This is a genomic window from Nocardiopsis ganjiahuensis DSM 45031 (assembly GCF_000341085.1).
Lineage (GTDB): Bacteria > Actinomycetota > Actinomycetes > Streptosporangiales > Streptosporangiaceae > Nocardiopsis > Nocardiopsis ganjiahuensis.
Genome location: NZ_ANBA01000009.1, coordinates 386,341 through 408,952 on the forward strand (window position 1 = coordinate 386,341; position 22,612 = coordinate 408,952).

Here is a 22,612-nt window from a genome sequence, read left to right on the forward strand (position 1 = left end):
CCGTACGGGAAGGGACGACGATGCCCGACGGCAACCTGACAGTGCACCCCGAGGAGATGGCCCGCGCCGGGGAGGCGCTGCGCGAACCGGGTCAGCTCGTCCGCGAGACGTTCGCGCGCCTGGCTTCGGAGCGCCGGGCGATGGGCACCGTCTGGGAGTCCGGCGACGACATCTCGGACTCGCTCAACGAGAACCTCACGCCCCGGGTGGACCTGCTGGACCAGTTCGGCGAGGCGCTGGCCGTCGCCTTCGACCGCACCGCCGACGAGGTGCTGCGCTCGGCCCGCAACTACCAGGTCTCCGACGAGGAAGCCTTCGACATCAGCAACAACCTCGACCTCCCGACGGGCCCCGGCGGCGGGCGGCGCTGACCCCCTCCGCCCGGCCCGCCCGGTGAACGGCGCGGCGGCCCCCGCGGACCCGCGCCCGGGGCCGGGGCACCGCCGGGCGGCCGTCGGGTGCCGGATCCGCCGGCGCCGCACTCACTCCTCGCCGCGGGGCTTCCACACCCGTCCCCTGCCTGCCTTGTGCGGCTTGACCGGCTGGGGCCGGCGGGAGGGCGGGGCCTCCTCGCCGTCCACGGCCCTTCCGGGCGGGACCGGTTCGGTCACGGAGGTGCGCGCCCGCGGTTCCCGTGCCGCCCGCCGGGCCGCGACGGCTTCCCGCGGAGCCGGGGCCGAGCCGGACCGTTCGGGGCCGCGGGTCGACCGCTCCCCCTCTTCCGGCGCCGTCGGTCGCTCCACCCTGACCACGCGGACCCGCCCGGCCTTGCGCCCAGGCACACGTGCGTGTCGGACCTCGGTCCTGCGGCCCTCCGAGCTCTTCTCCACCGGGGCCTGTCGCTCTCCGACGGGGCCCGGGGAACGCCGGTCAACGGCCTTCGCGGTCCGGTCGGCGGCCGGGGCGGGGGTGGGGGCCGGAGCGGTGTCCTGTCGGCCCTGACCCTGACCACCGTCGGCCGGTGCGGTGGCGGGTCTCTTCGGTTCGGCGCTCGCAGCCGACGCGGAAGCCGACGCGGAGGCGGAAGCGGAGGCGGAAGCGGGCTCCGCGGCGGTGCCGGACGCGGCCTCACCGGAGTTCGTCGGCGACGGGGCGGCGGGGGCCGCACCGGGCTCGGCGGGCTCGGCGGGTTCGATGGTCTCGGCGGCCTTCTCAGCGCCCTGTTCCGGACCCGTGCCCTCCCCGGCCTCCTCGCGGACCGCCCCTGCTGCAGTGGGTTCCGCGGCGGTGCCGGACCCTTCAGCCGCCGGGGTCGGCACCTCGTCCGAGTCCTCGGCGGCGGGCCCAGCCTCTCCTGTCCGGTCGGCCGACTCCGCTTCACCCGCGCCGGCGGTCGGCTCGGTCTCGTCCCACCAGGAGTCGTCGTGGTCGTCGGCTCCGGCGACACCGGCCGCCTCCCGCACGGGCACACCCGTGCCCGCGCCGTCGTCCGCGTCCTTCTCCTGGAACCCCTGGAAGGCGGCCTCGACGGACGCGCTGTCGTCCGGGGCGGTTCTGGCGCCGCGTCCGCCGTCGCGGTCCGCGACCGCGCCGCCGTCGGCGGTGCCGCCCTCCGTCGCGCCGGCGGTGTCGGCGTCCCAGGACTCGTCGTCCCCGGCCGCCCACGTGTCGGCCGCCTCGGCGCCGTCCTCTCCGAAGGCTCCGGACTCCTCGTCCCAGAAGCGGGTGAGCCGCTCCCAGGCGGCGGCGTCGCCCACCCGGGTGAAGGCGTCGTCATCGTCCCAGTCCTCGGCCACGAGCACCGGGCGTTCCCGCGCACCCTTGTCCTTCCGGCCGGCGCCGGCCCGTGAGGCGGTCCGCCCCGGCCTCTCCGACAACGTGTGGTCCGCCTGGTGGTAGGCGCGCACGGCCTCGTGGACCTCCTCCGCGGTCGATCCGGGCCAGGAGCAGTGGAACAGGGTGGAGAGCGGCTGACTGGTCTGCGAGATCAGTCCGTCCCCGTCGACCGCGCAGTTGCCGCCCAGGGGCCATCTCCCCAGGATGACGGCGGTGAGGCCGCGGTGCTGGCCGTGCAGCAACAGCCCGGACAGCGCCTGCTCGTGCGAGGGGTCCGGTGAGGTGACCAGGACGAGCGGGGCCCGCTCCTCCTCGGCCATGGCGTGCAGTTCGGCGGCCAGGACCGCCATCGCGTCCTCGGTCGCGGGCACCATGGTGACCGGTTCGCACGGCCGGTCGCGCAGCAGGTCCCGGCCGGTTCCGCCGAGCAGTCTGGCGGCCTCGCGCTCGGTGATCAGGACGCGCACCGCGAGGGGTTCGGACGGGTCCAGGGCGTTGGCGATCAGGCGCCGGGCCGCCCCGTCCGCTCCCTTGCCGGTCAGGCCGAGGCCGGGGACGTGGTCGAGTTCCACGGTCACGCGCTCGTCGATGTCGTCGCCGGGCACGGGGCGGGCGGGCGGCGCCGGAAGCGCCAGGCGGCGCGGGCGCCTGGTCAGACGCGGCCGGGGCAGGCTGAGCGCCGTCCTCGGTACGAAGGAACCCTTCTTGCCGAGCAGGAAGCCTCCGGCGAGTCCGGCGAAGCCCACGGCCCCGGCGACCGCGCCGTCGGGGATCTCCAGGACCACGACGCGGGGACCGTCCTGCGCCTCCTCGGAGAGGGCGGAGGCGTTCTCCACGGTGACGACGGACGACGTGTCCTCGTCCGCTTCCTCCGTCGCCGCTTCGGCCCCCTCCCCAGCTGTTCCGGCCTCCTCGTCGGTGCTCGCGCCGCTCGGTTGCTGTGCCTGTGCCGGGGCCAGGGTGTAGGAGATCTCGACGCGGCGCTGGCTCTCCGGCGGCCCCTCGACCGGACGGTCGGAGCCCGAGCCGGTGACCTCGGTGTCGGGAGCGTCCTCGCCCAACGACTCGGCCAGGTGGTCGGCCACCGCCCGGGCACGCTCCTCGGACAGCTCCTGGTTGCGGTCGGGGTCGCCGCTGGGATCGGTGTGGCCGGTGATCTCGACGGGGACGTCGCTGTCCCAGTGGTCGGCGAGCATCTCCAGGGTGGGCGCCAGGTCCTCCCGCATCTGCTCGGTGAGTTCGGCCGACCCGAGCTCGAAGCCGCTGACGGTGCGGGTGCGCTCGATCGGGCCCTGCTCCGTCCGGTGGTGCGGGGCCTGCGGCGCGCCGTACCCGGAGTCGGTGTCCGGGGCCTCCTCCGCGCGGTCGTCCGCCGGGGCGACGGTGTCGGCGAAGGCCGCGGCGGGGGTGACGGCGGTGGCAGCGACCGCGGTGGCGGCGATCGCCTGCAGGGGGCCGAGCGGGCGCAGGCGCAGGGGAGCTCCGCGCAGGCGTGCCGCCCCCTCGGCGGCGAGGGCCAGCACGAACAGGCCCCACAGCGCCCACAGGACCGTGATCATCGCGGCGGGGAGGACCCCGGGGGGCAACCGCCAACCGCGCAGGTGCGCCGACGCGACCTCCCACGACTGGGGAAGTTCCGGCCAGGGGACGTGCCACAGGAGCGCCCAGGGGACACCGACCACGAAGGCGAGCGCGAACACGGCCGCGCCGAGCCTGCTCATAACGTGCATCTTCGCCTCACAGGGGTGGGGGTCAAGAGGTCGACTGCGTGTGCGGGCGCGCGCTGGCCGTCGTCTCCACGGTGGTCGAGCCCGCCGGTAGGAGGGTGAACGAATAGGCCAGCGTGCAGGTCACGGTGACGGTGTCGCCGCTGACCGTGACCGTGCCGGCGGCCCCGGCGGAGCCGAGGAAGGCCTGTGCCGCGGCTGCGGCCGCGGAGGCGTCCAGGGGCACCTCGTCGGCCCCCTCGCGGTAGGCGTCCCAGTCGAGTTGCTGGGCACCGACCCGGGCGGCCTCCTGGGCGAGTGTCGAGGTCTGGCTCCGGGCCCGGAGGAGTTCCCCTCCCTCGTAGACGAGGCCGAGGCACGTGATGAAGCTCAGGGCCATGACGACGACGAAGGGTGTGACCTGGCCGCGGTCGTCGGCGGGATCGGCGGTCTTCACGGGTTCCCCCTGAAAGTGTCCACGGCGACGGTGGAGCCGCCCTCGACGCCGAGGCTGCCGGGGAAGGCCACACCGAACAGGTCGGAGAAGGAGACCGTGCAGCGGACCGTCACCGTGACCGCTCCGCCGGGGACGAGTCCGCCGTGGTCGACGGCGGTGGTGTGATCGCTGCACGCCAGGCCCTGCTCCTGGAGGGTGGCGGCGGCGATCGCCGTGCCCGTCGACGAGGCCGCCGGGGCCGTGCGCTCCAGGGAGGCGGCGCGTGCGGCGGAGTGGGCGACCTCGTCCACGGTGGAGCGGGCGTCGACGACGCGTCCGGCGAAGACCATGAGCATCGCGAGGGCCAGCAGGCCGGGCGTGAGGATGGCGAGTTCCGCCGCGGCGGAGCCCCGGTCACGGTTCCTCATGGGGTCGCACCTCCGGGGACGTAGCGTTCGACGGGGGCCACCGACACGTGCTCCACGGTCCAGGAGATCCCGGGGACCAGGCTCGGGACGGTGCCGTTCACGGTGACGCGGACCTCCTCGGCTCCGCGGTCGACGGAGACGCCGACCTCGCGCAGGACCGACCCGGAGGACGGGGCCGCCGGAGCGGACCCGCCCTCCACGGTGCGCGCCTGCTCTGCGGTGCGGCGGGCGAGGTCGGCGGCGACGTGCTCGCCGTGCATCCACAGGGCGGCCTGCACGACCAGCATGACGAGGAGGAGCAGTGCCGGGGCGGCGACCGCCAGTTCGGCGCTGCCCCTGTCGTCTTTCGGCTGTCGCAACGGGGTTCCTTACTCGGTACCGATCTTTCCGGCCTGTTCTGCGATGAACTCGGTGATGACGGCCCCCGCGGCGACGGCGGCCGCGACGAGTACCGCGATGATGATCACCGTCTCGGTCGAGTAGCCGTCGTCCTCCTTGGGCGGGGTCAGTGCGGTGAGGACGCGGTAGTAGAGCTCTTTCACGGTGTTTCTCCAGGTAAGGGATCAGGTGCTGAAGAGGATGAGGCTCATGGCCGGGAAGCCCAGCAGGACGAGGAACCCGGCGAACAGCAGGACCACGGGCAGGCTCATCCGCTCCGTGGCGGACTGGGCCTCGCTCTCCATCTCGGCGAGGAACTGCACGCGCAGGGTCTTGGCCTTGGCGGAGAGGGAGCTGCGTACCCGGGCGCCGTCGGTACCGGCCAGGTGCAGGCTGGCGGAGAGCTCGGCGAACTCGGGGGTGTCGTACCGCTCTCCCAGGTCCCGCAGGGCCTGCCAGACGGGGACACGCGTGAGGGAGGACTCCCGCAGGGCGTCGCGGACAGCCGCCATCGCCCAGCCGCCGCCGTGCGCGGAGGCGTCGGTGAGGGCACCGCTGACGCCCGCGCCACCGGCGAGGGAGACCACCACGAGGTCGGCGAAGCCCGACAGCGTCCGGCGCATCTCCTCGCGGCGCTTGGTGGCCTCGTCGTTGAGGGACAGGTCCGGGGCGAACCACATGAGCACGGCGAACCCCGCCCAGAACAGCAGGGAGAGGGACGGCGCGGGCAGTGATCCGAAGGAGGCCAGGAGCATGCCCAGCAGCGGCGGGAGGAGGAGACCGGTGAGCGTGCTCGTGAACTTCTCCGCGAGATAGCTCCCGGGTTCCCTGTCACACACGCGCAGGTTCCGTTCGGCACGCGGCCCCGGGAGCCCGGCGGCGTGCAGCAGGGGGGCGCCGACCCGGCCGAGCCGGGACAGCAGCCCGTCCCCGGAGGAGCGCAGCGCGGTCCGCGCGGGAGGGCGCGGCCCCGCCAGGCGCTCGGCCAGGCTCGGCCTGGCCCAGCGTGCGGCCGCCAGCGCCCACAGGGCCAGGCCCAGGGCTGCGCCCGCCAGGGCCGCCGCGGTCACGGGATTCACAGGACGGCCTCCTTGGCCGGTTCGGGGGCGAGCACGCGCGGGCCGAGGGAGAAACGGGACATACGCGTCATCCAGACCACGGCGGTGGCCCAGAGGGCACCGATGCCGGCGAGGACGACCTGGCCCAGAAAACCGTCGAACGGTGCGAGGTACTCGGGGTTGAACAGGAACAGGAACGCCGCCATCCCGAGGGTGGCGCCCATGATGATCCGGGAGGAGGTGCGCAACCGCGCCCGGCTGGCCGAGACCTTGACCAGCATCGCGGCCTGGTCACGGGCGGACTCGGCCAGAGCGCCGAGCAGGACGCCCAGGTCGGTGGCGTGCCGGGTGGCGGCCATGGACAGCGCGGAGGCGACCAGGTCGCCGGTGGGGTTGTCGACGGTCTCGGCGAAGGCGTGCAGGGCGGCCCGGGGGTCGCGGCCGCCGCGCATGTCGTCGGCCAGCCGCTGGACGGCCTCGCGCAGCGGTTCGGGGGCGATGGGCGCGGTGGCCGCGACCGCCTGGTGCAGGCCCGAGGACCCGGCCATGAGGTCGCGCAGCATCTCGGTCCAGGCGGCCACCGCCTCGACCCCCTCGACCTGCTCCCTGTGCTCGTCGTCGTTGCCGAGGACCTGCGGAGCCCACCAGACGGCGGCCGCGACCAGCGCCCCCGCCACGGGCCAGCCCGTGAGGAACCACACCCCGAGCCCGGCGGCGGCCGCGAAGGCGACCTTGCCCGGACGCGGGAGCCGGAGCGCCCTACGGCTCCGGACGCGGTGGGCCACCAGGGGAACGGCCCAGACACACAGGAGGAAGAGACCGAAGCCGACGGTGCCTCCGGCGGTGGCCAGGAGAAGCGTGTTCACCGGCCCCACCCCGCCGTCTCGGGCTGGAGGGCCACGGGGTCGAAGCCGTGGTCCGCGAGCGCGTCGAGGGTGTCGGGGCTGGGCGGGGCGGCGGCCAGGCGGCCCTGGCGCGGCGAGTAGCGGTAGATCTCGTTGGAGATCACGTTCTGCCCCTCGGCGCCCACGACCTCGCGCACGCTCGTGACCCGGCGCTCACCGGTGGGCAGCGCCGAGACGTGCACCACCAGGTGCACCGCGGACGCCACCAGCGAGGCCGTGGCCTCCAACGGCAGGCGTTCGGCGGACTGGGCGGCGTAGGCGCCCAGCTTGGTGAAGGCGCCTGCGGAGTTGGCCGCGTGCAGTGTGGTGAGGCTGCCGTCGTTGCCCTGGCTCATGGCGTTGAGCAGGGGGACGGTCTCGCTGCCGCGGGTCTCCCCCACGATGACGCGGTCGGGCGACATGCGCAGGGCGGTGCGGACCAGGTCGGCGATGGTGATCTCCCCGACCCCCTCGATGTTGGCGGGGCGGGCCTGGAGCGCGACGCAGTCCGGATGGGCGTCGCGGTCCCGGTCCAGCCCGAGTTCGAAGACGTCCTCGATGGTGACCAGGCGCTCGGACGACGGAATCTCCGAGGCGAGGGCGCGCAGCAGCGTCGTCTTGCCCGCACCGGTGCCGCCGGTGACGACCGTGTTGCGGCGGGCGGCGACGGCGGCCCGGAAGAGGGACACCAGTGCCGGATCGAGGGTGCCGAGCTTCTCCAGGCGGCGCAGCGAGGAGTGGGTGTACCGGTGGCGGCGGATCGACACCGAGGGCTGGCGGGAGACCTCCATGACCGCGTTGAGGCGCTCGCCGCCCGGGAGCTGGAGGTCGAGGATGGGCGCTCCGGGGTCGAAGCGGCGCTCTCCGTTGGAGGACTCGGCGGCCAGGCGGCGGACCAGGGCGACCACCTCACCGGCATCGGCGAACAGGTCGGCGTGCAGGCGGCGGCTGCCGTCCGCCAGCCGCACCCAGGCGTCCACACCGTTGATGTTGATGTTCTCGATCTCAGGGTCGTCGAGCAGGGGTTGGAGCGCCCCGACCCCGGTGACCTGGGCCAGCGAGGCGGAGGCGATCGCCGACTCGGTCTCGGAGTCCAGCAGGGGCCGGCCCTCGGCCAGGGCGGCCCGGGCCGCTTCGTCGAGGACGTTGGCGATGATCCGTTCAGCGCGGACGCGATGCGCCTGCGGGGTGTCCGGCTCCTCGCCGCGCGTCTCCGCGCTGATGCGCCGAGCGGTCTCGGCGGACACGTAGGCGACCCACTGGGTCTCCACCCGGTCGGCCTCCGGGTCGAGGAAGCGCTCGACGGTGCGGGCGGCGATGTCGTCGGGAAAGCTCATGCCCTCACCCCCGGGGGCAGGGGCGCGTGTACCGCGTGCCGCTCGGGCTCGGAGGCGGGCACGGGCACGGATTCGGCGAGTGCGCGCGCGAGCCGGCCGGCCGCCCTGAACAGGGGACGGCGCTGGGGCCGGGCGAGGTCGCGTTCGCCCCGCAGGAACTCCGCGGACCGGAGGTCGTCGGGGATGCGACCCCATACGGCTGTTCCGAGGGCTCCCACGATCTGCCCCACACCACCCCGGCCGCCGGAGACGACGATCCTGAGGTCGCGGGTGGGAAAGGACGGGGCGAGCAGGTGCTCGCGGGCGCGCCGCAGGTCGGTGAGCCGTTCGGAGACCACGAGCACGGTGTGGTCGGCGGCTGGAACGAGGGCCCGGGCCGGAGAGGACGCGGTCAGGCGCCCCAGGTCGAGGACGACCACGGGGGCCGAGACCGCGCCGAGTTCCAGGGGCTGTCGGCCCAGGAGGCGCACCGCGCCCTCGGCGGGGTCGCCGGTGACGGGTGCGGGGCAGACCAGGAGCCCGCCGGGCAGGGCCTGGGTGTGCTGGTCGGGGTCCGCGCCGCCGCCCCCGCGCGTGGCCGCGGCGAGGCTGGTCAGGCCGGGTTCCGTGGGGACGCGGCGCCAGACGGCGACCGCCCCTCCGGCGGGGTCGGCCTCGACGAGCAGGCCGGGCGACTCCCCCGGCCAGACAGCGGCCAGGGCCATGCCCACGCTGGTCACTCCCGGGGCCCCGCCCAGGGAGAAGACGGCGACCGTGCGGGTCATCACGCTCCTCCGCGCGGGTGGACCTGGACGAGGCTGATCTGCCCCGCGGAGGCGGCAGCGGCGACACGCGCGGCGTCCGCGGACGCGAGCAGCAGCTCGACGGTGACCGCGCCCTCGACCCCGGGGTCGGGGGTGAGGCTGCGGACCAGTGCCGCGTAGGCCTGGGGGCCGCCTTCGGCGTCCTCGTCCGCGCTGACCACCACCGATACGGCGGCGCCCGCGCCCAGGGACGCGGGGAAGCGTCCGGGTTGGAGAGTGGCGCCGACCATCGCGCGATCGGCCTCGGGGAACTCGGCGTCGGCGCCGAGCACGGTCTCGGGAACGAGTCCTCCCTCGACCACGGGAATGGTGAGGGTCTGCCCGACGATCTCCTCCAGGCGCTCGGCGGCCACGAAGGAGACGTCGGAGGAAACGGTCATCGCGGATACGCGCAGGTCGGAAACGTCGAGGACGTGGCCCGCGGGCAGGTCGCTGTCGGCGACCACGACACCGGTCCGCTCGTCGAGGCGTTCCAGGGCGATGACCCCGCTGAGCGCGCCCGCCGTCGTCAGTGTCAGGGCCAGGACCAGCCAGCGCCAGCGCCTGGCTCCCCCGCCGGCGAGCCGCACGGCTGGGGGCTGCTGCTTCTGGCGCCCCGCCCCGGGGGGCGGGGCCGTCGTCGTCTCCACCACGTCTGTCTCAGTTCTTCTCGGTGTTAGTGGGTGTCCGTGACGAGTCCGTGCGACTCACGGACGGTGAGGTCGACCTCGGAGGTACTGGTGAGCTGGTCCAGGGTCCCGTTGCCGCCGTCGGAGAAGCTCCACTCGGTGTCCCAGAGGACGCGGACGGTGACGGTCCGGGTGCCCTCGGACGCCGTGTCGGAGGCCGCCGTGTAGACGTGCCCGCAGTCCGGGGAGGCCGAGGCGGCATCGTGCGCCGCCGGGTCGAACGGCGTGCCGGGGCCCTCGCACTCGACGGTGGTTCCGTCGCCCATGCTCCAGGCCGTGCGCACGGGGGCCGCCGTGACGGTGAGGGACGCGGAGCCCAGCTGGGCGGAGACGGACTCGGCGTCCCAGGTCTCGGGCTCGACCCACAGCCACAGGGGGGTGTTGACCAGGACGAGGGAGTCGGTGCCCGGGGAGGTGGCGATCTGCGGCTCGGGCAGCTCGAAGGAGGCCATGGTCTCCTGGAGGGACCTGAGGGGGTCGGTGCCCTCTTCGCCCTCGGCCGCCTCGGCGAAGATGGCGTCCCAGTCGAAGTCGTTCTCCCAGTCGATACCGATGTCGTTCCAGTCGATCGCGTTCCAGTCGATCGCGTCCCAGTCGACGTCGTCGTACTCGCCCGAGCCGGTGCCGCCGGCCCCGCCGGTACCGCCCGTTCCGCCGGAGCCACCTCCTCCGGGTCTGCCCGGTACGCCTCCTTGTTCCAGGAGCCAGCGGAGCAGGATCTGGCAGCCGTTGCCGCCGGAGGACCCGCACTCGACGCTGCCGAGGAAGGAGCTCTCGTCGGCGTGCGCCGCCGGTGCGGCGCCCACGGTGGTGAACACCAGAGCCGCGGCGACCGCCGAAGCCGCGGGGGTCAGGGGTCTCAACATGATCCGGCCTCCCAGATACGCAGTTCGGACACGCGCCAGGCGAGCCCGTCGTGGATGAGCGTGGCGTCCACCCGGCGGGGGCCGGCCGTCTCCCCGGCCCCGCCGACCCGCCAGGCGGAGTCGTCGACGCAGTCGTCGACGACCGCGAGCTCGGGGCTCTCGACGCTGACGGTGGGGTCGAGGACGGGTTCGCCGTCGGCCGCGCCGCCCGGGGCCGCCTCCTCCAGCGCGGTCCGCATGAGTTCGCGTGCGCCGCCGACCGCGTGGTCGTCGAGGGTGCGCGAAGCGTCCTCGTCGCCGTGCGAAGCCGCCACCACGGCGTCCCACATGCCGGTGTAGGCGGCCAGGGCGGCGCCCTCGTCACCGGACACGGTCGGGGTGGGGCGCGGTTCGGTGTCCGCGGCTGTGCCCTCGGCACCGGGGTCGGTGGCGGGGGTGGCGCAGCCGGCGGTGGCCGCGAGCAGGAAGCAGACAGCGAACGCCAGACGGGTCGAGCCGGATCTCATCGCGGCTGTTTCCCTTCGATGTGCTCCGTCCGGGCGGGACGGGGGTGCGGGGGAACGGACGTCGCGACGGCGAGACGCCGAGACGGGTCCATGGGGGAACGAAGGCCGACACCAACTGATGTGGTTTTGCGTGTGTTTGTGCTCTCTCGGCTTGAGAATACTGACAGCACACAGTGCACAACAACCCCCGAAGAGAGAAATAAACCCCTAACACTGGGCGTACAGCCCGTCCGAAACTTCGGCGCTGGTGGCGGGCACACACAAAAACCACACCTGACCACACGAAACCAAGCGCGCTCCCACGGAGGTGCGGTTCGTGAAGACTCCCCCGCGAGCAGCGGTGAGCACCGGCCCGGCGCAAGCGGCATCCCCGAGGCAACGGGGTGGCGCGCGCCTCCGACAGGGCCGGAGCCCGCCCACGGGAGGGCAGGGACCCACCTCTGGGAGAGCAGGGTGCGACCACCCACCTCCCGCCACCCCGACGCTTCGTTCGGACCAAAACCAACGGTTACGTGACACACCCACACAAGCAGAAGGCGAACCACCACCACTTCCACATGAGCGGTTCGCAGTGCTAACGTGACCGCTCTCCGCGGACGGGTCGAGGGGAAAGGGGTTCGCGCGTGCCTCTGGACCCCAACATGTCCGATTCCAGCCGCAAGGCCATCCAGGTCCTGACCGGCATCGAAGTGCCAACCGCGAACCCTCAGGCCATGCGCGCGGCGGCCGAGGTCTACGACGGGCTCTCGGTGAAGCTGCGCGAGGACCTCACCGGTTTGATGAACACCGTGCGCGGCCGGGTCCGCCGGAACTTCGGCGGTCAGACATCGGAGTTCTACGACCGGTCACTCAACCAGTTCACCCGGGGCGAGAACGACTACCTGGGTTCGGCCGCGACCATCTCGCAGTCCCTGTCGGTGGAGCTGCGCAAGGGCGCCGCCAACGCCGAGTACATGTCGGCGATGGTGATCGTGCAGTTCGTCCAGCTCCTCGTGGAGATCGCCTGGGCCGTGGCCTCCGCCAAGTTCACCTTCGGCGCGACGCTGAAGTACATCCCGATCTTCAAGATGATCCGCAGTCTGGCCATGCAGCGGATCCTGGCCTGGTTCCTCATCACGGTGCCCGGGCACCAGATCATCAGCCAGCTCTTCGCGAGCATGGACAGCGTGATCCAGCGCATCCAGATCGCCAACGGCACGCGCGACACCTGGGACCACGACCTCACCAAGGGCGCCCACGTCGGCGCCGTGGTCGAGGGGCTGGTCTCCGCCGGCCTGTCAGGGGCGCTGGGCGCGGCGTTCGACCGACAGATCGCCACACTCATCACCAACCGCATCGACCTCCTGCGGGGCCTGCCCGACCCCGTGCCCGTGCCACCGGTGGGCAAGGGGGTGCCCGACCCGGTGCCCCCGCCCGGGCCCCTGCGCGAGATCGACGACCTCGTCCCCTCCCCCTCGGGGACGGGGCGGCCCGACCCCGTGCCCTCCCCCGACGGGCCGCCGTCGCCGGTGCCGGGTACCGGAACCGGCGGAAACGGCCTCAACCGGGACCTCGCCGACGTGTTCGCCCGGCACCGGGACGAGATGGCGGTCCCGTTCGGCTCGAACGCCCCGCCCGGGGCGACGGCCTGGAACAACGCCGCGAACCGCGCCCGGTTCCGGGAGGACGTGGCGGGCGTGTTCGAGCGCAACTTCGGGCACTCCCTGGGACGGGACCAGGCGCGCCGTCTCGGCTCCGACTACGCCGAGACGCTGGTGCGCACGTGGAACTCGCCGGACATGGGGGCCCAGCTGTCGCGGACCCTCGGCGACAGTCTGCCCCCGCCCGTCCGTGACCACCTGGCACGGGTTCCCGGTGACGTACTCGCTCCGGTTCACCAGCACTTCGGGAGCAAGGGCACCTACCTCACCCGGCTCGGTGCCGGAGCGGCCTCGGGCGCGACCGAGGGCTACCTGGGCGAAGGGCTGGGCAACGCGGCCATGGGCCAGGGCTTCAGCGCCTCGGTGTACTCCGCCACGTCCGGTGCGAGCATGAACACCGTCCAGCAGGTGTCCACCGACGGGGCCCTCACTGGTATCGACGCCGTGAGCGGTCCGTCCGCCCCGCCCCCTCCGGTGGTCCCGCCCCCGGACGAAGGGGAGACACGCCCCGAGCCCTCACCGGAGGCCTCCGAACGGCCCCGGGACACGCCCCCGCAGCGCTCCCCCGAAGGCGTGGACACCGGACGGCCCGAGGGGTCCGGCACCGGGTGGGACGGAGCGGCCCTCGTCGTGGGATCCGGACGCGAGGACGGGACCGGACCGGCGAAGGGGCCCGACGACCCGGACTCCGACAGCGGGTCCGGTGCGGCGACGGGGTCGGACGGCAGCCGGGCGGAGGACACCCGGGCGGACGACGAGGACGTCCGCGTCAGTCCGTCCCGCGGGCCGGACGCCCCGGTCGCACCGCCCGACACGGGCGGTCCCGCGCGCGTCCCGGAGTTCGCCGACGGACCGTCGGCGGACGACACCGCGACGCCCTCCGGCGGTGAGGACGGCGCCCGTGGCGCGCACCGGGAGCGGGACGACGGCCCCGCACTCCTTCCCGCCCGGGACGAGGACACCGCGCCCGGAACCGGCACCGCCGACCGCACCGGCGGAGGGGCCCTCCCTCCTCGGTCCGGCGGCGACCACCAGGAGCAGGACGTACGGGCCCCGGGCACGGAGGGCGACCGCTCACCCGAGCGCACCGGGTCCGACGTCCCGGTTGAGAACCCCACGGAGAACCCCACCACGGAGAGCCCCGCGGAGGGCACCGCCACGGGGAGCACCATCACGGAGAACCCCACGGAGGGCACCACCACGGGGGACACCGCCCCCGCACCGCCGCCCGAGGGCTCCGGCAGCGATGACGCGGACGCGGTGCGCCGGGACGGTCCCCAGGAGTCTCCCGTCGCGGCCGCCCCTCCCCCTGCCTATTCCTTCGGCACCCATCTCAACCCGGGAGGCGGGCATCCGGACGCGCCCGCGCCCCCCGGCCCGGACGGCCGGAGCGCCGAACCGGGCCGCCCGGAGCCCGGCCGCGACGACTCGTTCGGCGAGAACGCGGACCCGGCGCCCGTCGGCGACGGGAGCCTGTTCGACGGCACGGAGCCCGGACAGGCGCCGCCCTCCCACGAGGACGCCCGTCCCTCTCCGCCGACCTACCCGCACAGCGAACTGCCCGGCGCCCCCGGGGCCGAGGAGGCCCAAGCGCCGGCTCCGTCGCCCCCGGTGGCCGGTGACCTCGCGTGGGCGCCGCCCCCGTACTCCCTTCTGCCCCCGCCCCTGCCCGCCACCGCGCAGGTCCCCGCCGCCGACGCCCCCGTGGGCAGGTTCGACAGGGACGGCCGGCCGGTCCCGCCGGACGCCGACCCGTCACGGCCCGGTTCCGCGCGGACCGGAGAGCCGGACGAGCGGGACGCCGCCCCGCCGACCGGGGAGGGCGCCCCGGAGCCCGGCGGGAACACCTCGCCGACGCGGAACGAGCCGCCGGCCACCCAGAGCCGTATCGACGACCTCCCGATCGCGCGCACCGAACCCGCGGAGGTGCCGCCGCCCGGGAACGACACACGGCCCGAAGGATCCGGGGACCGGGACGGCACCGACCGGGAGGACGTTCCCGGAGAGCGGTCGGCCCCCGAGGGCGGGCCCGCCACCACCGACGACGCCCCCGAACCGGTCTCCCCTGGGAGAGACGGCGCCGACGGCGGCGCTCCCCGGCCCGGGTCCGGTGACGAGCGGGGCGCGGTGGCGGACCGGGCCTCCGGCGACGGCGCCGAGCGTGCCGAGGACACCGGGGAAACGGACGAGGCCCCGCCGCCGGCGTACGACGCGCAGCCCTCACCGCCGCCCTACCCCTTCACCGAACTGCTCGACGCCCTCCGGACCAAGGTGCCCGGTCCGCCCTCACCCGACCCGGCCGTGGTCGGTGACCTCAAGTGGTTGCTGAACCCCGGCTCCGTGCTGCCCCCGCCCGCGCCCACCGACATCCAGGTGTTCATGGCCGACGTCCCCCTGGGCCCCCTGGGACCCGACGGACGGGCCCTGCCCACGGGTGAGGTGACCGCGACAGGCGAGGACCCCGGTCCGCGCCGGGGCCCCGGAGAGCGTTCGCCCGAGGGAGGACCCAGCCCCGAGAGCGCTCCCCCCGGGACAGGGCGCGAGGACCGTCCCGGCGCTCCCGAGGACGGCACCGCCGGCACGGATTCCGATGCCGCGAGCGACGGAGCCGACACCGCGGACGGCGGAGACCCGAACACGCCGCACGTGTGGAACGGCTCGCTCCCGGTGGACCGGGACGGCGAGGCCCACGACCTCGACTACCTGGTCGGCTCCCGTCTGGTGGGCCCGGACCGCCTGCGCACCGACGGGGTCCCGAACGCGATCGAGCGGTCCCTGCGCGAGATGGGACCGCGCATGCCCCGGCACCTGCGCGATCAGGTCCTGGCCGAGGTCGAACGCACCGCGGTCGAGCGGGGCATGGCTCCCTTCTTCACCGGGGACGGCCACGAGATCACCGTCGGAACGGGGGACGACACCTGGAGGGTCCGGGTCAGGCTGGCGGCCGACCGCCCCTCGGCCGACGAGCCGCCCGTCTACCGGCACGTGAACATCAGAACAGGGGAGGGAACCGACGCCACCGTCATCAGCGGCCAGGAACGCACCCGCACGGTCGGCTCCGGCGACACCGTCACGCGCGGCGCCCGCCGGGGTCTGAGTGTCAAGTTCACCGCCAACCCGCTCTACTTCGGTCCCACCTTCGCGGACCAGCCGGTGGGGCCCAGCTTCACCGTGGGCGCCAGCGGCGGTACCCGGCTGCGCGGCTCCACGAGCGGTGGCTCCACGCGGTCCACCGCGGTCCAGGCCATGGACAACAGCGCCGCGGCCGAGGTCTACACCGCGGACCTGCGCATGGACCTCGGCGTGACCCCGCCCGTCGGCCCGGTGACCCGGGGCCCGCACCCGGCCGTGGTGCGCGACGGCATGGCCCTGATCCTGTCCGGCAAAGCCCAGAAACGCCCCGAGGACACCCCTGACCACATCAGCCTCACCCGACGGCCCGCCGGTGCGGCGGTTCCGGACGACGGCCCGACCGGAGCCGACCACCGCTCACCCCGCCGGAACCCCCGGACCCTGCACGGCGGACTGCCCGTCAAGATCGAACGGATCGTCCCGCAGGGCGGGCCGGCCGACGCGCCGCCGACCCACACCGACCTGGGTTCCTGGCTCGCCGACCGCCTCGTTCCGAAGGGAGCAGACAGTGCCACCACCCCGGGTTCCGAGGGCAGGGCGGCGCGGGACCTGCACCGCACGCTCCGGGCCCTGTTCGACAACGACTCCCTCCAGGAGTACCTGCCGCACCTGTCCCGGGGCCCCCTCACGCTCAAGGTGGCCAACGGCGACGGCTCGTTCCGCATGATGCGCCTGGCTTCGTCGGCCAACGAGTACCGCGCGCTCGGCCACGCCCCGCACCTGGGCGAGCTGACCCGGCACGACGGCTCCGAGCACGCCGTGAACTCCTCCGGGAGCCGCAGCAGGACCATCGGCTTCTCCGTGGGCGCCGGTGTGAACATCGAGCTCTCGCTCCCCGGCGGCGGGATGACCCGCATCGACGTCCCCACCCTGGAGTACGTCCACTCGCGCACCCTGGACGCCGAGACGCACAGCTTCTCCCGGACCGGTTCCCGCCGCACGCTCGCGCGTGACATCGCCGGCACCGAGGACTTCCTCGCCTACCGCGTCGAACGCGACCTCTTCGTCCACCTGGAGGGGGAGCCGACACCGCACGCCTTCACCGGCGAGACCGTCGAGATCGTCTCCCGGCACGACGCGGAGTCGCTGAACGACGCCTCCGGCGCGGGCCCGCGCCGACGCGACTCCGGCGAGCACCACCGGCCTCCCCTGGCCCATCTGCGCGGGGACACCGTCACGGACCTCAGCGGCGCGACCGTCCTCGGCTTCGACCGGCCCGAACGGTCCGCGGACGCCGAGACGGAGGGCAGCGGTTCCGAGGACCGGCCCCGGTCCGAGGAGCCCACGGTGTACGAGCGCCTCCAGCAGGAGGTGCTGGACTCCGTCGCCCGCGAGCACCCGGGCATGGTCATCCCCGACCTGGCCCGCAGCCGGGCCGACTACGCGCTGCGCCCGGCCCGCGAGGGCGTCCCGCCCGGGGAGCGGATGTGGCGGGAGACCTACGGCCTGCGGCGCAACTACCTCGTGGCGCGCGAGAACACCCTGCGCGTCCTGGACGCCCTCACCCCCGACGCTCTGCACGCGCGCGACGCGGAACTCACCTCGGACCAGGGCCTGATGATCCACCTCACCGAGAACGCGGTCGTCGACCCCTCGCTGGCGGCCAAGGGCGCGGAGGTCCTGCGCCCCGACAACGTCACCGTCCACGTCCACGCGCGCTTCGGCGGGCTGACCTTCGACGGCCGCACGCCCACCGAGACCGGTGTGCGCCTGGGCGGCGAGGCCAGGAGCGGCGCCGCACGGGGCAAGGGGTCCTCGCACACGCTCAACCTGACCGCCGGGGCCGGCCTGCTGCGGTCCAAGGAGGCCGACGCCCGCGGCATGGGTCACCGGATGGGTGGCGTGAGCGCCGCGCTGAGCGGTTCCCGGGCCCGTTCCTCGGGCACCTCGCGCGGTGTCGCCCACACCTCGGACGAGACGATCCTCTTCCCCGGCGGTTCCGACGTCTGGCGGGGCCCGGTCGGGTTCACCGCCCGGTTGAGCGACTACGAGGGCTCCGCCCAGGCCCGCGGGACGGATCAGAGCAAGGACCTGTTCACCGGGCCTATCCGGGCCGAGTACTCGGTGATCACGCCGCGGGTCCTGACCGAGAGCGCACCGTCGGCGCCCCGGGACCCCGACCCCGGGCACGAGGAGCTGTCCGCCGAGCAGGCGCGCTCCCTGATCGAGGGCCCCTTCGCCTCGGCGCCCGCCGGGGACGCCTCGCGGGGCCGCGACGGCGAGTCCGCCGAGCAGGCGCGCGAACGCCGCCGCGCCGAGGACCTCGTCCGGGCCGGCGGCTTCGTCGAACGGATCGGCATCGGCCCGACGAGCCGCACCTTCGAGTTGTTCTCGGGTTTCCGGCGCGGCCTGTTCCAGGGGTTCGAGCGCAAGCTGCGCAACTACCTCAACACCACCGGCGGCCGCACCTACTTCCAGGAGCTGCTCTCCCCCGTCGGCATGGCCGACGACCCCTCCACCACCGCGCCCAGCGGTCGGCGCGGCCGCCCGGAGATGAGCGGAGGGGTGCGCTCGCCGGGGGACCTGCGGGCCACCACGGCCACGCGCGTCGAACCGGACCGGATCGCGGAGTTCCAGCAGGTCGAGATGCAGGTGATCGCGCACGGCGAGACCGGTGTCGAGATCGGTGCCACGGACTCGGTCACCTGGAGCGCCGGTGCCCGCGTGGGCGGCACGGTGGGCGGCACCGGCAACCGGATCGTGGACGAGGCGGCCCAGAAGGACCCGGCCACGGCCGTCCCGCCGAAGGACGCAGTGGGGCCGACCCCGGTCGCGGGTGCCAACGACACCTGGAACTTCTTCCGCTCCGGGCGGGGCACGTCCGCCGGCGCCTCCTTCGTCTCCTCCACGACCATCGTCCCCAAGGCGGCTCTGGGGTACGCCTTCCGGCTGGCGGGCCGGGCGACCCAGGCCGTGGAACTGGCGCACAGGCGCGGGCTGACCCGGCCCGGTTCCTGGGAGAGGCGTTTCCGCGGGTGGACGGCGCGGGTCCACGACCTCGTCTCGGGGTACATCCCGGCGCGCGACGCCCAGGAGGCGGGCATCGTCCAGGACCGGGTGGTGGAGCACGAGGACGGTCGCGTCGAGCTCTCGGCCCAGGACAACCCGGCGGACATCACCGACGTCCGGATCCGGCCCGGGTTCGAGGACTCCGGCAAGCGCGTACGGCCCGCGGACCCCACCGCTGCGCTCGAGTCACTGGTCGAACAGCTCCGTGCCCGGGGGCACGAGCTGACCGCCGGCAGCCGTGAGCGCCTGTTCGAGGCGCTCACCACCCGGTTGGGCAACGCCTCAGGTACGAGCGAACCGGTCGCCGTGCGCGTGCGGCGCACCTCCTCGTCCGGCGAACCCCGTTCGGGGCACCGCTCTCAGGACGCGCTGGTGCACGTCGAGCTGCGCACCACGGCGCGCAAGGTCGAGTACCTGGCTTCCAGCGACGCCGTCATCGAGTCCCACACCTGGACGGCAGCCACCGGGAGCAGCCGCTCCAGCGGCACCGGCAACACGGTGGGCGGCGAAGGGGTCCTGCTGCAGCCGACCCCCTTCGACGGTGACGACAACCCGCCCGGGTCGGAGCCGGACAGCCGCCCGCTGTTCGTCTCTCCGGCCGTCTCGGGCGGCGCCTCCGCCTCGGACACGACCACCCGGGGAGGAGGCGAGGAGCGCACCCACACCGTGCAGCTGGAGATGAACGGCCCCTACGCCAAGGTCGAACAGGACAGCGACCTCGTGCTGACCCTGCGCGGCCCCCGCGGCCTGGAGATCGGGGCCCAGGAGTCATCGGGGCCGATCCACACCCTCTATCCCTACTCCTACCTGGACTTCTCCCCGCGCACCGACGGCGCCGGCACGGGCCCGGGGCCTCACGGCGAGCTGGGCCCCCCGGTCTCCGGGTCCGGCCCGGAGCCGGGGAACGGGCGGGCGGGGGCCGCGAGCACCACGGCCGCGACGGACCCCGGGAACCGGCGGCCGGCGACGACGGTCGACGACGCACCGGCGGCGGGCCGGAGCCCGTCCCAGGCCCTGGCGGACCGGGCCCGGACCCTGTTCACCGGCGGGCAGGCCACCCGCCTGCCCGAGGGAGTGGTCATGATGCCCGCCGCCGTGGGGGACGGCGGTCGCGGCGTCCGCGACACCGCGGCCGTCGTCCTCGCCAGGTCCCTCGGCTGGCGGCCCGGAACCGCCGACCTCACCGGGACCGGCGGGTACACGGACGAAGGGTTCAGGCAGGCCCGGGACTTCACCGCCCAGCGCCTGCACCTGGACCGCCGCCACTCCCCGATCGACAGCGGCCTGGAGTCCGTGGCCCTCAAGGCCCTGTTCTCCCGCACCCTCGGCCACGAGGACGGCGTGGCCCTGATGGACCTGGGCTCCACCGGTTGGCGCCTGACCGCCCTGCCCGACCTGTCCGGCGCCCGGATCCTCGACGTGGTCGCCGGCTCCCGCCTCAGCACCACCACCGAAGAGAAGCGGTCGCTCACGGAGTCCTCCGACCAGGCGCGGGGAACCGCCGTGGACCCGTCCCTGCGCCCCGCGGGCCTGACCGCCGACAAGGACGTCTACGAGAACCACGCCGGGGTCCTGAACAGCGCCGTCAACGCCCCTCTGGGCACGAACACGGCCACCGCCGCGGACGGGCGCGGATCCGCCACCTCCGGTCCGCCGACCCGCCAGACCCAGCGCCTGGGCCCCGCCTACCTCGTCGAGTTCGACACCGCCTGGGTCGTCAGCGCGTCCTCCGAGGGGGGCGGCGTCCACGCCGGCCACACCCGGAGCACCGTGGGCGCCTGGGTCTCCCGGTCCGACGCCCTCCGCCTGGGCCTGGTCACCCCCGAGCGGGCCGCACGCCTGGACGCCGAGGCCGAACGGGTCCACGACGCGGCGGAGACGATGGGCGACGACGAGCAGGCCTACGGCCGCGAACGCGGGCGCCTGGAGGAGCCCGTCCGGGACTACCTGCGCGCCCACGAGGTCCACCGGCGCGCGCTGGAGGACCGGACCGGCCGCCCGGAGCGGGAGGCCCGGGACGGGTCCTCGCAGACCTCGGACTGGGCGGCGGACCGCTTGCAGGAATCCCGGGACGCCTACCGCGAGCAGGAGGACAGGTACCGGCGGAGCCTGCGGCAGTACGAGGACAGCACCCGCACCTGGGTGGACACCCTCAACACCGCGCGCGGGGACTTCCGGGCCACCACCGCCGACGACGCTCCCGCACCCGCGGGCTCCGACGCCCCGGCCCCGTCCGGGACCAGCCTGCGCGATGCCGTCGCCACCGAGCTCGACCCCCGTACCGGTGACCCGGCCGACCCCGGCTCCGACCTGCGCAGAAGAACCGAAGGGCTCAGCGAGACCGTCGCCGATCTGCGCCGACGGGAAGGGCTGGCACGCTCGGACGTCGACAGGGCGGCGTCCCTGATCAGGGACGCGGACGGTCTGCTGACCGCGCGTCCGGGCCTGGCCGACGCCCCGCCCGGCTCCCCCGCGCCGACCCCGGCCGGGGTCGCGGACCTGCGGTCCAGGACCACGGCCTTCCAGCGCGACCTGGCCCGGCTGGCCTCGAGCGACGACCAGAACGACGAGGACGTCACCGCCCTCGACGCACGGCGCGACGCCCTGTTGGAGGAGGCCCGCACACTGCACGCCGGAGCCGAGACGCACGGCGCGCTGGCGGAGGAGCTGGCCCGCGCCACCCGCGTGGGGCTGGACCGGGTCGTCGAGCGCATGGGGCGCGCCCGCGCGCTGGTGGAGGCCGCGGGCGACCGCGTCAGCCGGATGCGCACGGAGACCCTGAACACGCAGGCGCGGCACCGACCGCTGGCCGAGGACGTCCGGGACCCCGAACACGCCGCGGTCCGGGGCGAGGTCGAGCGGTTGGGGAGCGAGCTGACCGCGCTCCACGACGGGGGCCGGGACCTCGCCGCGCGCAACCACACGGCCCGGCCGGGGATCGACCAGGTCCTCGCCGACGCCGACGCGGTGGCCCGCCGGGAGCTGCCCCGGTTCGAGGAGCGGGCGCGCGTGCAGCACGAGCTGTCCTCCGAACTCCTCCGCCTGGGCGGTCCCCTGGTCGCCGACGTCATCTCCGACCTGCGGGGCGAGGGCGAGCGGGGCCGCGGGGCCTTCGACGAGGCCTCCGACTCCCTGGACACGGCCACCCGGCTGTTGGAGGCCCGTGCCGCCGCCTCCCGGGTGCCCCCGCCGGCACCTGGCCCGGCCTCCCCCGAACAGGCCGCCGAGCTGGGCGGGCGGGTCGCGGCCCTGGAGCGCGACCTGGCCGCCTTCGCCTCCCTTCCCCACCGGAGCGCGGCCGAGGTCGCGCGGATGGAGGAGCGGCGCGACGCCCTGTTGGAGGAGACGGAGGCGCTCGGCGCCCCGGTCTCCGAGCACGGACGACGGGTCTCCGGTGAGCGGAGCGCCACCGAGACGGCGCTGGCCGAGGTGGTCCGGAGCACCGGCCGTGTCCGCGAGCTGGTGGACGGTTCCCTCGCCCACCTGCGCGGACTCCACGCGGAGGCCGCCCGGATCACCGCCGAGTACGCGCCGTTCCTGGACCCGCGCGCCGACCTGCGGACCTCGCTGGAGGGGGCCCGGAACACCCTGACCGGGCTGGACGGGCTCAGGAGCGCTCTGGAGACGCGCCTGGACGGTCTCACCTCGCGGACCGGGGCCCTCACGAACGACCTCGCCCGCCTGCGCGAGCGGGAGGACGGCCTGCGGGCGCTCCACCGGGAGCTGTCCGGACTGCGTACCCGGCTCGACGGGGCGGAGGTGCCCGAAGCGGCACCGCGTCCGGACGGGGACGCCGGGGACTCCGGTTCCGACTCGGACTCCGAGCGCGCTCAGCCGACGCTGGACGAGTCCTTCGCCGACGCGCTCAACCCGCCGCCCCAGGGCGCACCGCGCCCGCCGAACACCGGAACGGGCGCGTGAGCGCCGCTCCGAAACGTCCTCTCCCGGCTCCGCCGCGCCCTCCTCCGAGCCGGAGCGGACGCGC

Annotated in this window: 14 protein-coding genes; 2 read left to right on the forward strand and 12 right to left on the reverse strand. The window is 74.7% G+C overall.

The window, feature by feature from the left end:
* Positions 1-20 precede the first annotated feature (20 nt).
* Complete coding sequence (locus D458_RS0112845) at positions 21-371, forward strand: hypothetical protein (RefSeq protein ID WP_017587159.1); 351 nt, start codon at positions 21-23, stop codon at positions 369-371.
* A gap of 111 nt (positions 372-482) precedes the next feature.
* Here D458_RS0112845 and D458_RS0112850 read toward each other — a convergent pair whose 3' ends face one another.
* The 12 genes from D458_RS0112850 to D458_RS0112905 are packed head-to-tail and all read right to left on the reverse strand — an operon-like array spanning position 483 to position 10,846.
* Positions 483-3,497 (reverse strand): OmpA family protein, encoded by a 3,015-nt coding sequence (locus D458_RS0112850; RefSeq protein WP_051049668.1) that lies wholly within the window; start codon positions 3,495-3,497, stop codon positions 483-485.
* Between the two features lie 31 nt (positions 3,498-3,528).
* Positions 3,529-3,939: a pilus assembly protein TadG-related protein gene (locus D458_RS0112855; protein ID WP_017587160.1), complete on the reverse strand. Its 411-nt coding sequence runs from the start codon at positions 3,937-3,939 to the stop codon at positions 3,529-3,531.
* The gene (locus tag D458_RS0112860) at positions 3,936-4,346 is read right to left on the reverse strand and encodes a TadE/TadG family type IV pilus assembly protein (protein WP_017587161.1); all 411 of its coding nucleotides are present in this window, start codon (positions 4,344-4,346) and stop codon (positions 3,936-3,938) included. The genes D458_RS0112855 and D458_RS0112860 overlap by 4 nt, the downstream gene beginning before the upstream one ends.
* Positions 4,343-4,705, reverse strand: a complete 363-nt coding sequence (locus D458_RS0112865; protein WP_017587162.1) for a TadE/TadG family type IV pilus assembly protein — start codon at positions 4,703-4,705, stop codon at positions 4,343-4,345. The genes D458_RS0112860 and D458_RS0112865 overlap by 4 nt, the downstream gene beginning before the upstream one ends.
* A gap of 9 nt (positions 4,706-4,714) precedes the next feature.
* The gene (locus tag D458_RS36975; protein ID WP_017587163.1) at positions 4,715-4,888 is read right to left on the reverse strand and encodes a hypothetical protein; all 174 of its coding nucleotides are present in this window, start codon (positions 4,886-4,888) and stop codon (positions 4,715-4,717) included.
* A gap of 21 nt (positions 4,889-4,909) precedes the next feature.
* Positions 4,910-5,803 (reverse strand): type II secretion system F family protein, encoded by an 894-nt coding sequence (locus D458_RS33445; protein ID WP_017587164.1) that lies wholly within the window; start codon positions 5,801-5,803, stop codon positions 4,910-4,912.
* Complete coding sequence (locus D458_RS0112880) at positions 5,800-6,657, reverse strand: type II secretion system F family protein (RefSeq protein WP_017587165.1); 858 nt, start codon at positions 6,655-6,657, stop codon at positions 5,800-5,802. Before D458_RS0112880 ends, D458_RS33445 begins: the two co-directional genes overlap by 4 nt.
* A complete protein-coding gene (locus D458_RS0112885) occupies positions 6,645-8,003 on the reverse strand; it encodes a CpaF family protein (RefSeq protein ID WP_017587166.1) in 1,359 nt (452 codons plus the stop codon). The genes D458_RS0112880 and D458_RS0112885 overlap by 13 nt, the downstream gene beginning before the upstream one ends.
* Entirely contained in the window at positions 8,000-8,767 is a 768-nt protein-coding gene (locus tag D458_RS0112890) for a hypothetical protein (protein ID WP_017587167.1), read from the reverse strand. The genes D458_RS0112885 and D458_RS0112890 overlap by 4 nt, the downstream gene beginning before the upstream one ends.
* Positions 8,767-9,435: an SAF domain-containing protein gene (locus tag D458_RS0112895; RefSeq protein ID WP_239647949.1), complete on the reverse strand. Its 669-nt coding sequence runs from the start codon at positions 9,433-9,435 to the stop codon at positions 8,767-8,769. The genes D458_RS0112890 and D458_RS0112895 overlap by 1 nt, the downstream gene beginning before the upstream one ends.
* Positions 9,436-9,461: 26 nt before the next feature.
* Positions 9,462-10,340, reverse strand: coding sequence for a hypothetical protein (locus D458_RS0112900; RefSeq protein ID WP_017587169.1), 879 nt, complete (start codon positions 10,338-10,340; stop codon positions 9,462-9,464).
* Positions 10,334-10,846 carry a hypothetical protein gene (locus tag D458_RS0112905; protein WP_017587170.1) on the reverse strand — a complete coding sequence of 171 codons (513 nt, stop codon included), beginning with the start codon at positions 10,844-10,846 and terminating at the stop codon, positions 10,334-10,336. Before D458_RS0112905 ends, D458_RS0112900 begins: the two co-directional genes overlap by 7 nt.
* Before the next feature lie 641 nt (positions 10,847-11,487).
* Between D458_RS0112905 and D458_RS0112910 the strand changes: the two genes are divergently transcribed.
* Positions 11,488-22,548 (forward strand): hypothetical protein, encoded by an 11,061-nt coding sequence (locus D458_RS0112910; protein WP_152521126.1) that lies wholly within the window; start codon positions 11,488-11,490, stop codon positions 22,546-22,548.
* Positions 22,549-22,612 lie beyond the last annotated feature (64 nt).

What these genes read in the sequence shown, in the direction of transcription:
- D458_RS0112845 (WP_017587159.1), top strand. Translation starts at nt 21, where the DNA reads ATGCCCGACGGCAACCTGACAGTGCACCCCGAGGAGATGGCCCGCGCC.
- D458_RS0112890 (WP_017587167.1), bottom strand. Translation starts at nt 8,767, where the DNA reads ATGACCCGCACGGTCGCCGTCTTCTCCCTGGGCGGGGCCCCGGGAGTG.
- D458_RS0112860 (WP_017587161.1), bottom strand. Translation starts at nt 4,346, where the DNA reads ATGAGGAACCGTGACCGGGGCTCCGCCGCGGCGGAACTCGCCATCCTC.
- D458_RS0112900 (WP_017587169.1), bottom strand. Translation starts at nt 10,340, where the DNA reads ATGTTGAGACCCCTGACCCCCGCGGCTTCGGCGGTCGCCGCGGCTCTG.
- D458_RS0112885 (WP_017587166.1), bottom strand. Translation starts at nt 8,003, where the DNA reads ATGAGCTTTCCCGACGACATCGCCGCCCGCACCGTCGAGCGCTTCCTC.
- D458_RS0112905 (WP_017587170.1), bottom strand. Translation starts at nt 10,846, where the DNA reads ATGAGATCCGGCTCGACCCGTCTGGCGTTCGCTGTCTGCTTCCTGCTC.
- D458_RS0112910 (WP_152521126.1), top strand. Translation starts at nt 11,488, where the DNA reads ATGTCCGATTCCAGCCGCAAGGCCATCCAGGTCCTGACCGGCATCGAA.
- D458_RS0112850 (WP_051049668.1), bottom strand. Translation starts at nt 3,497, where the DNA reads ATGAGCAGGCTCGGCGCGGCCGTGTTCGCGCTCGCCTTCGTGGTCGGT.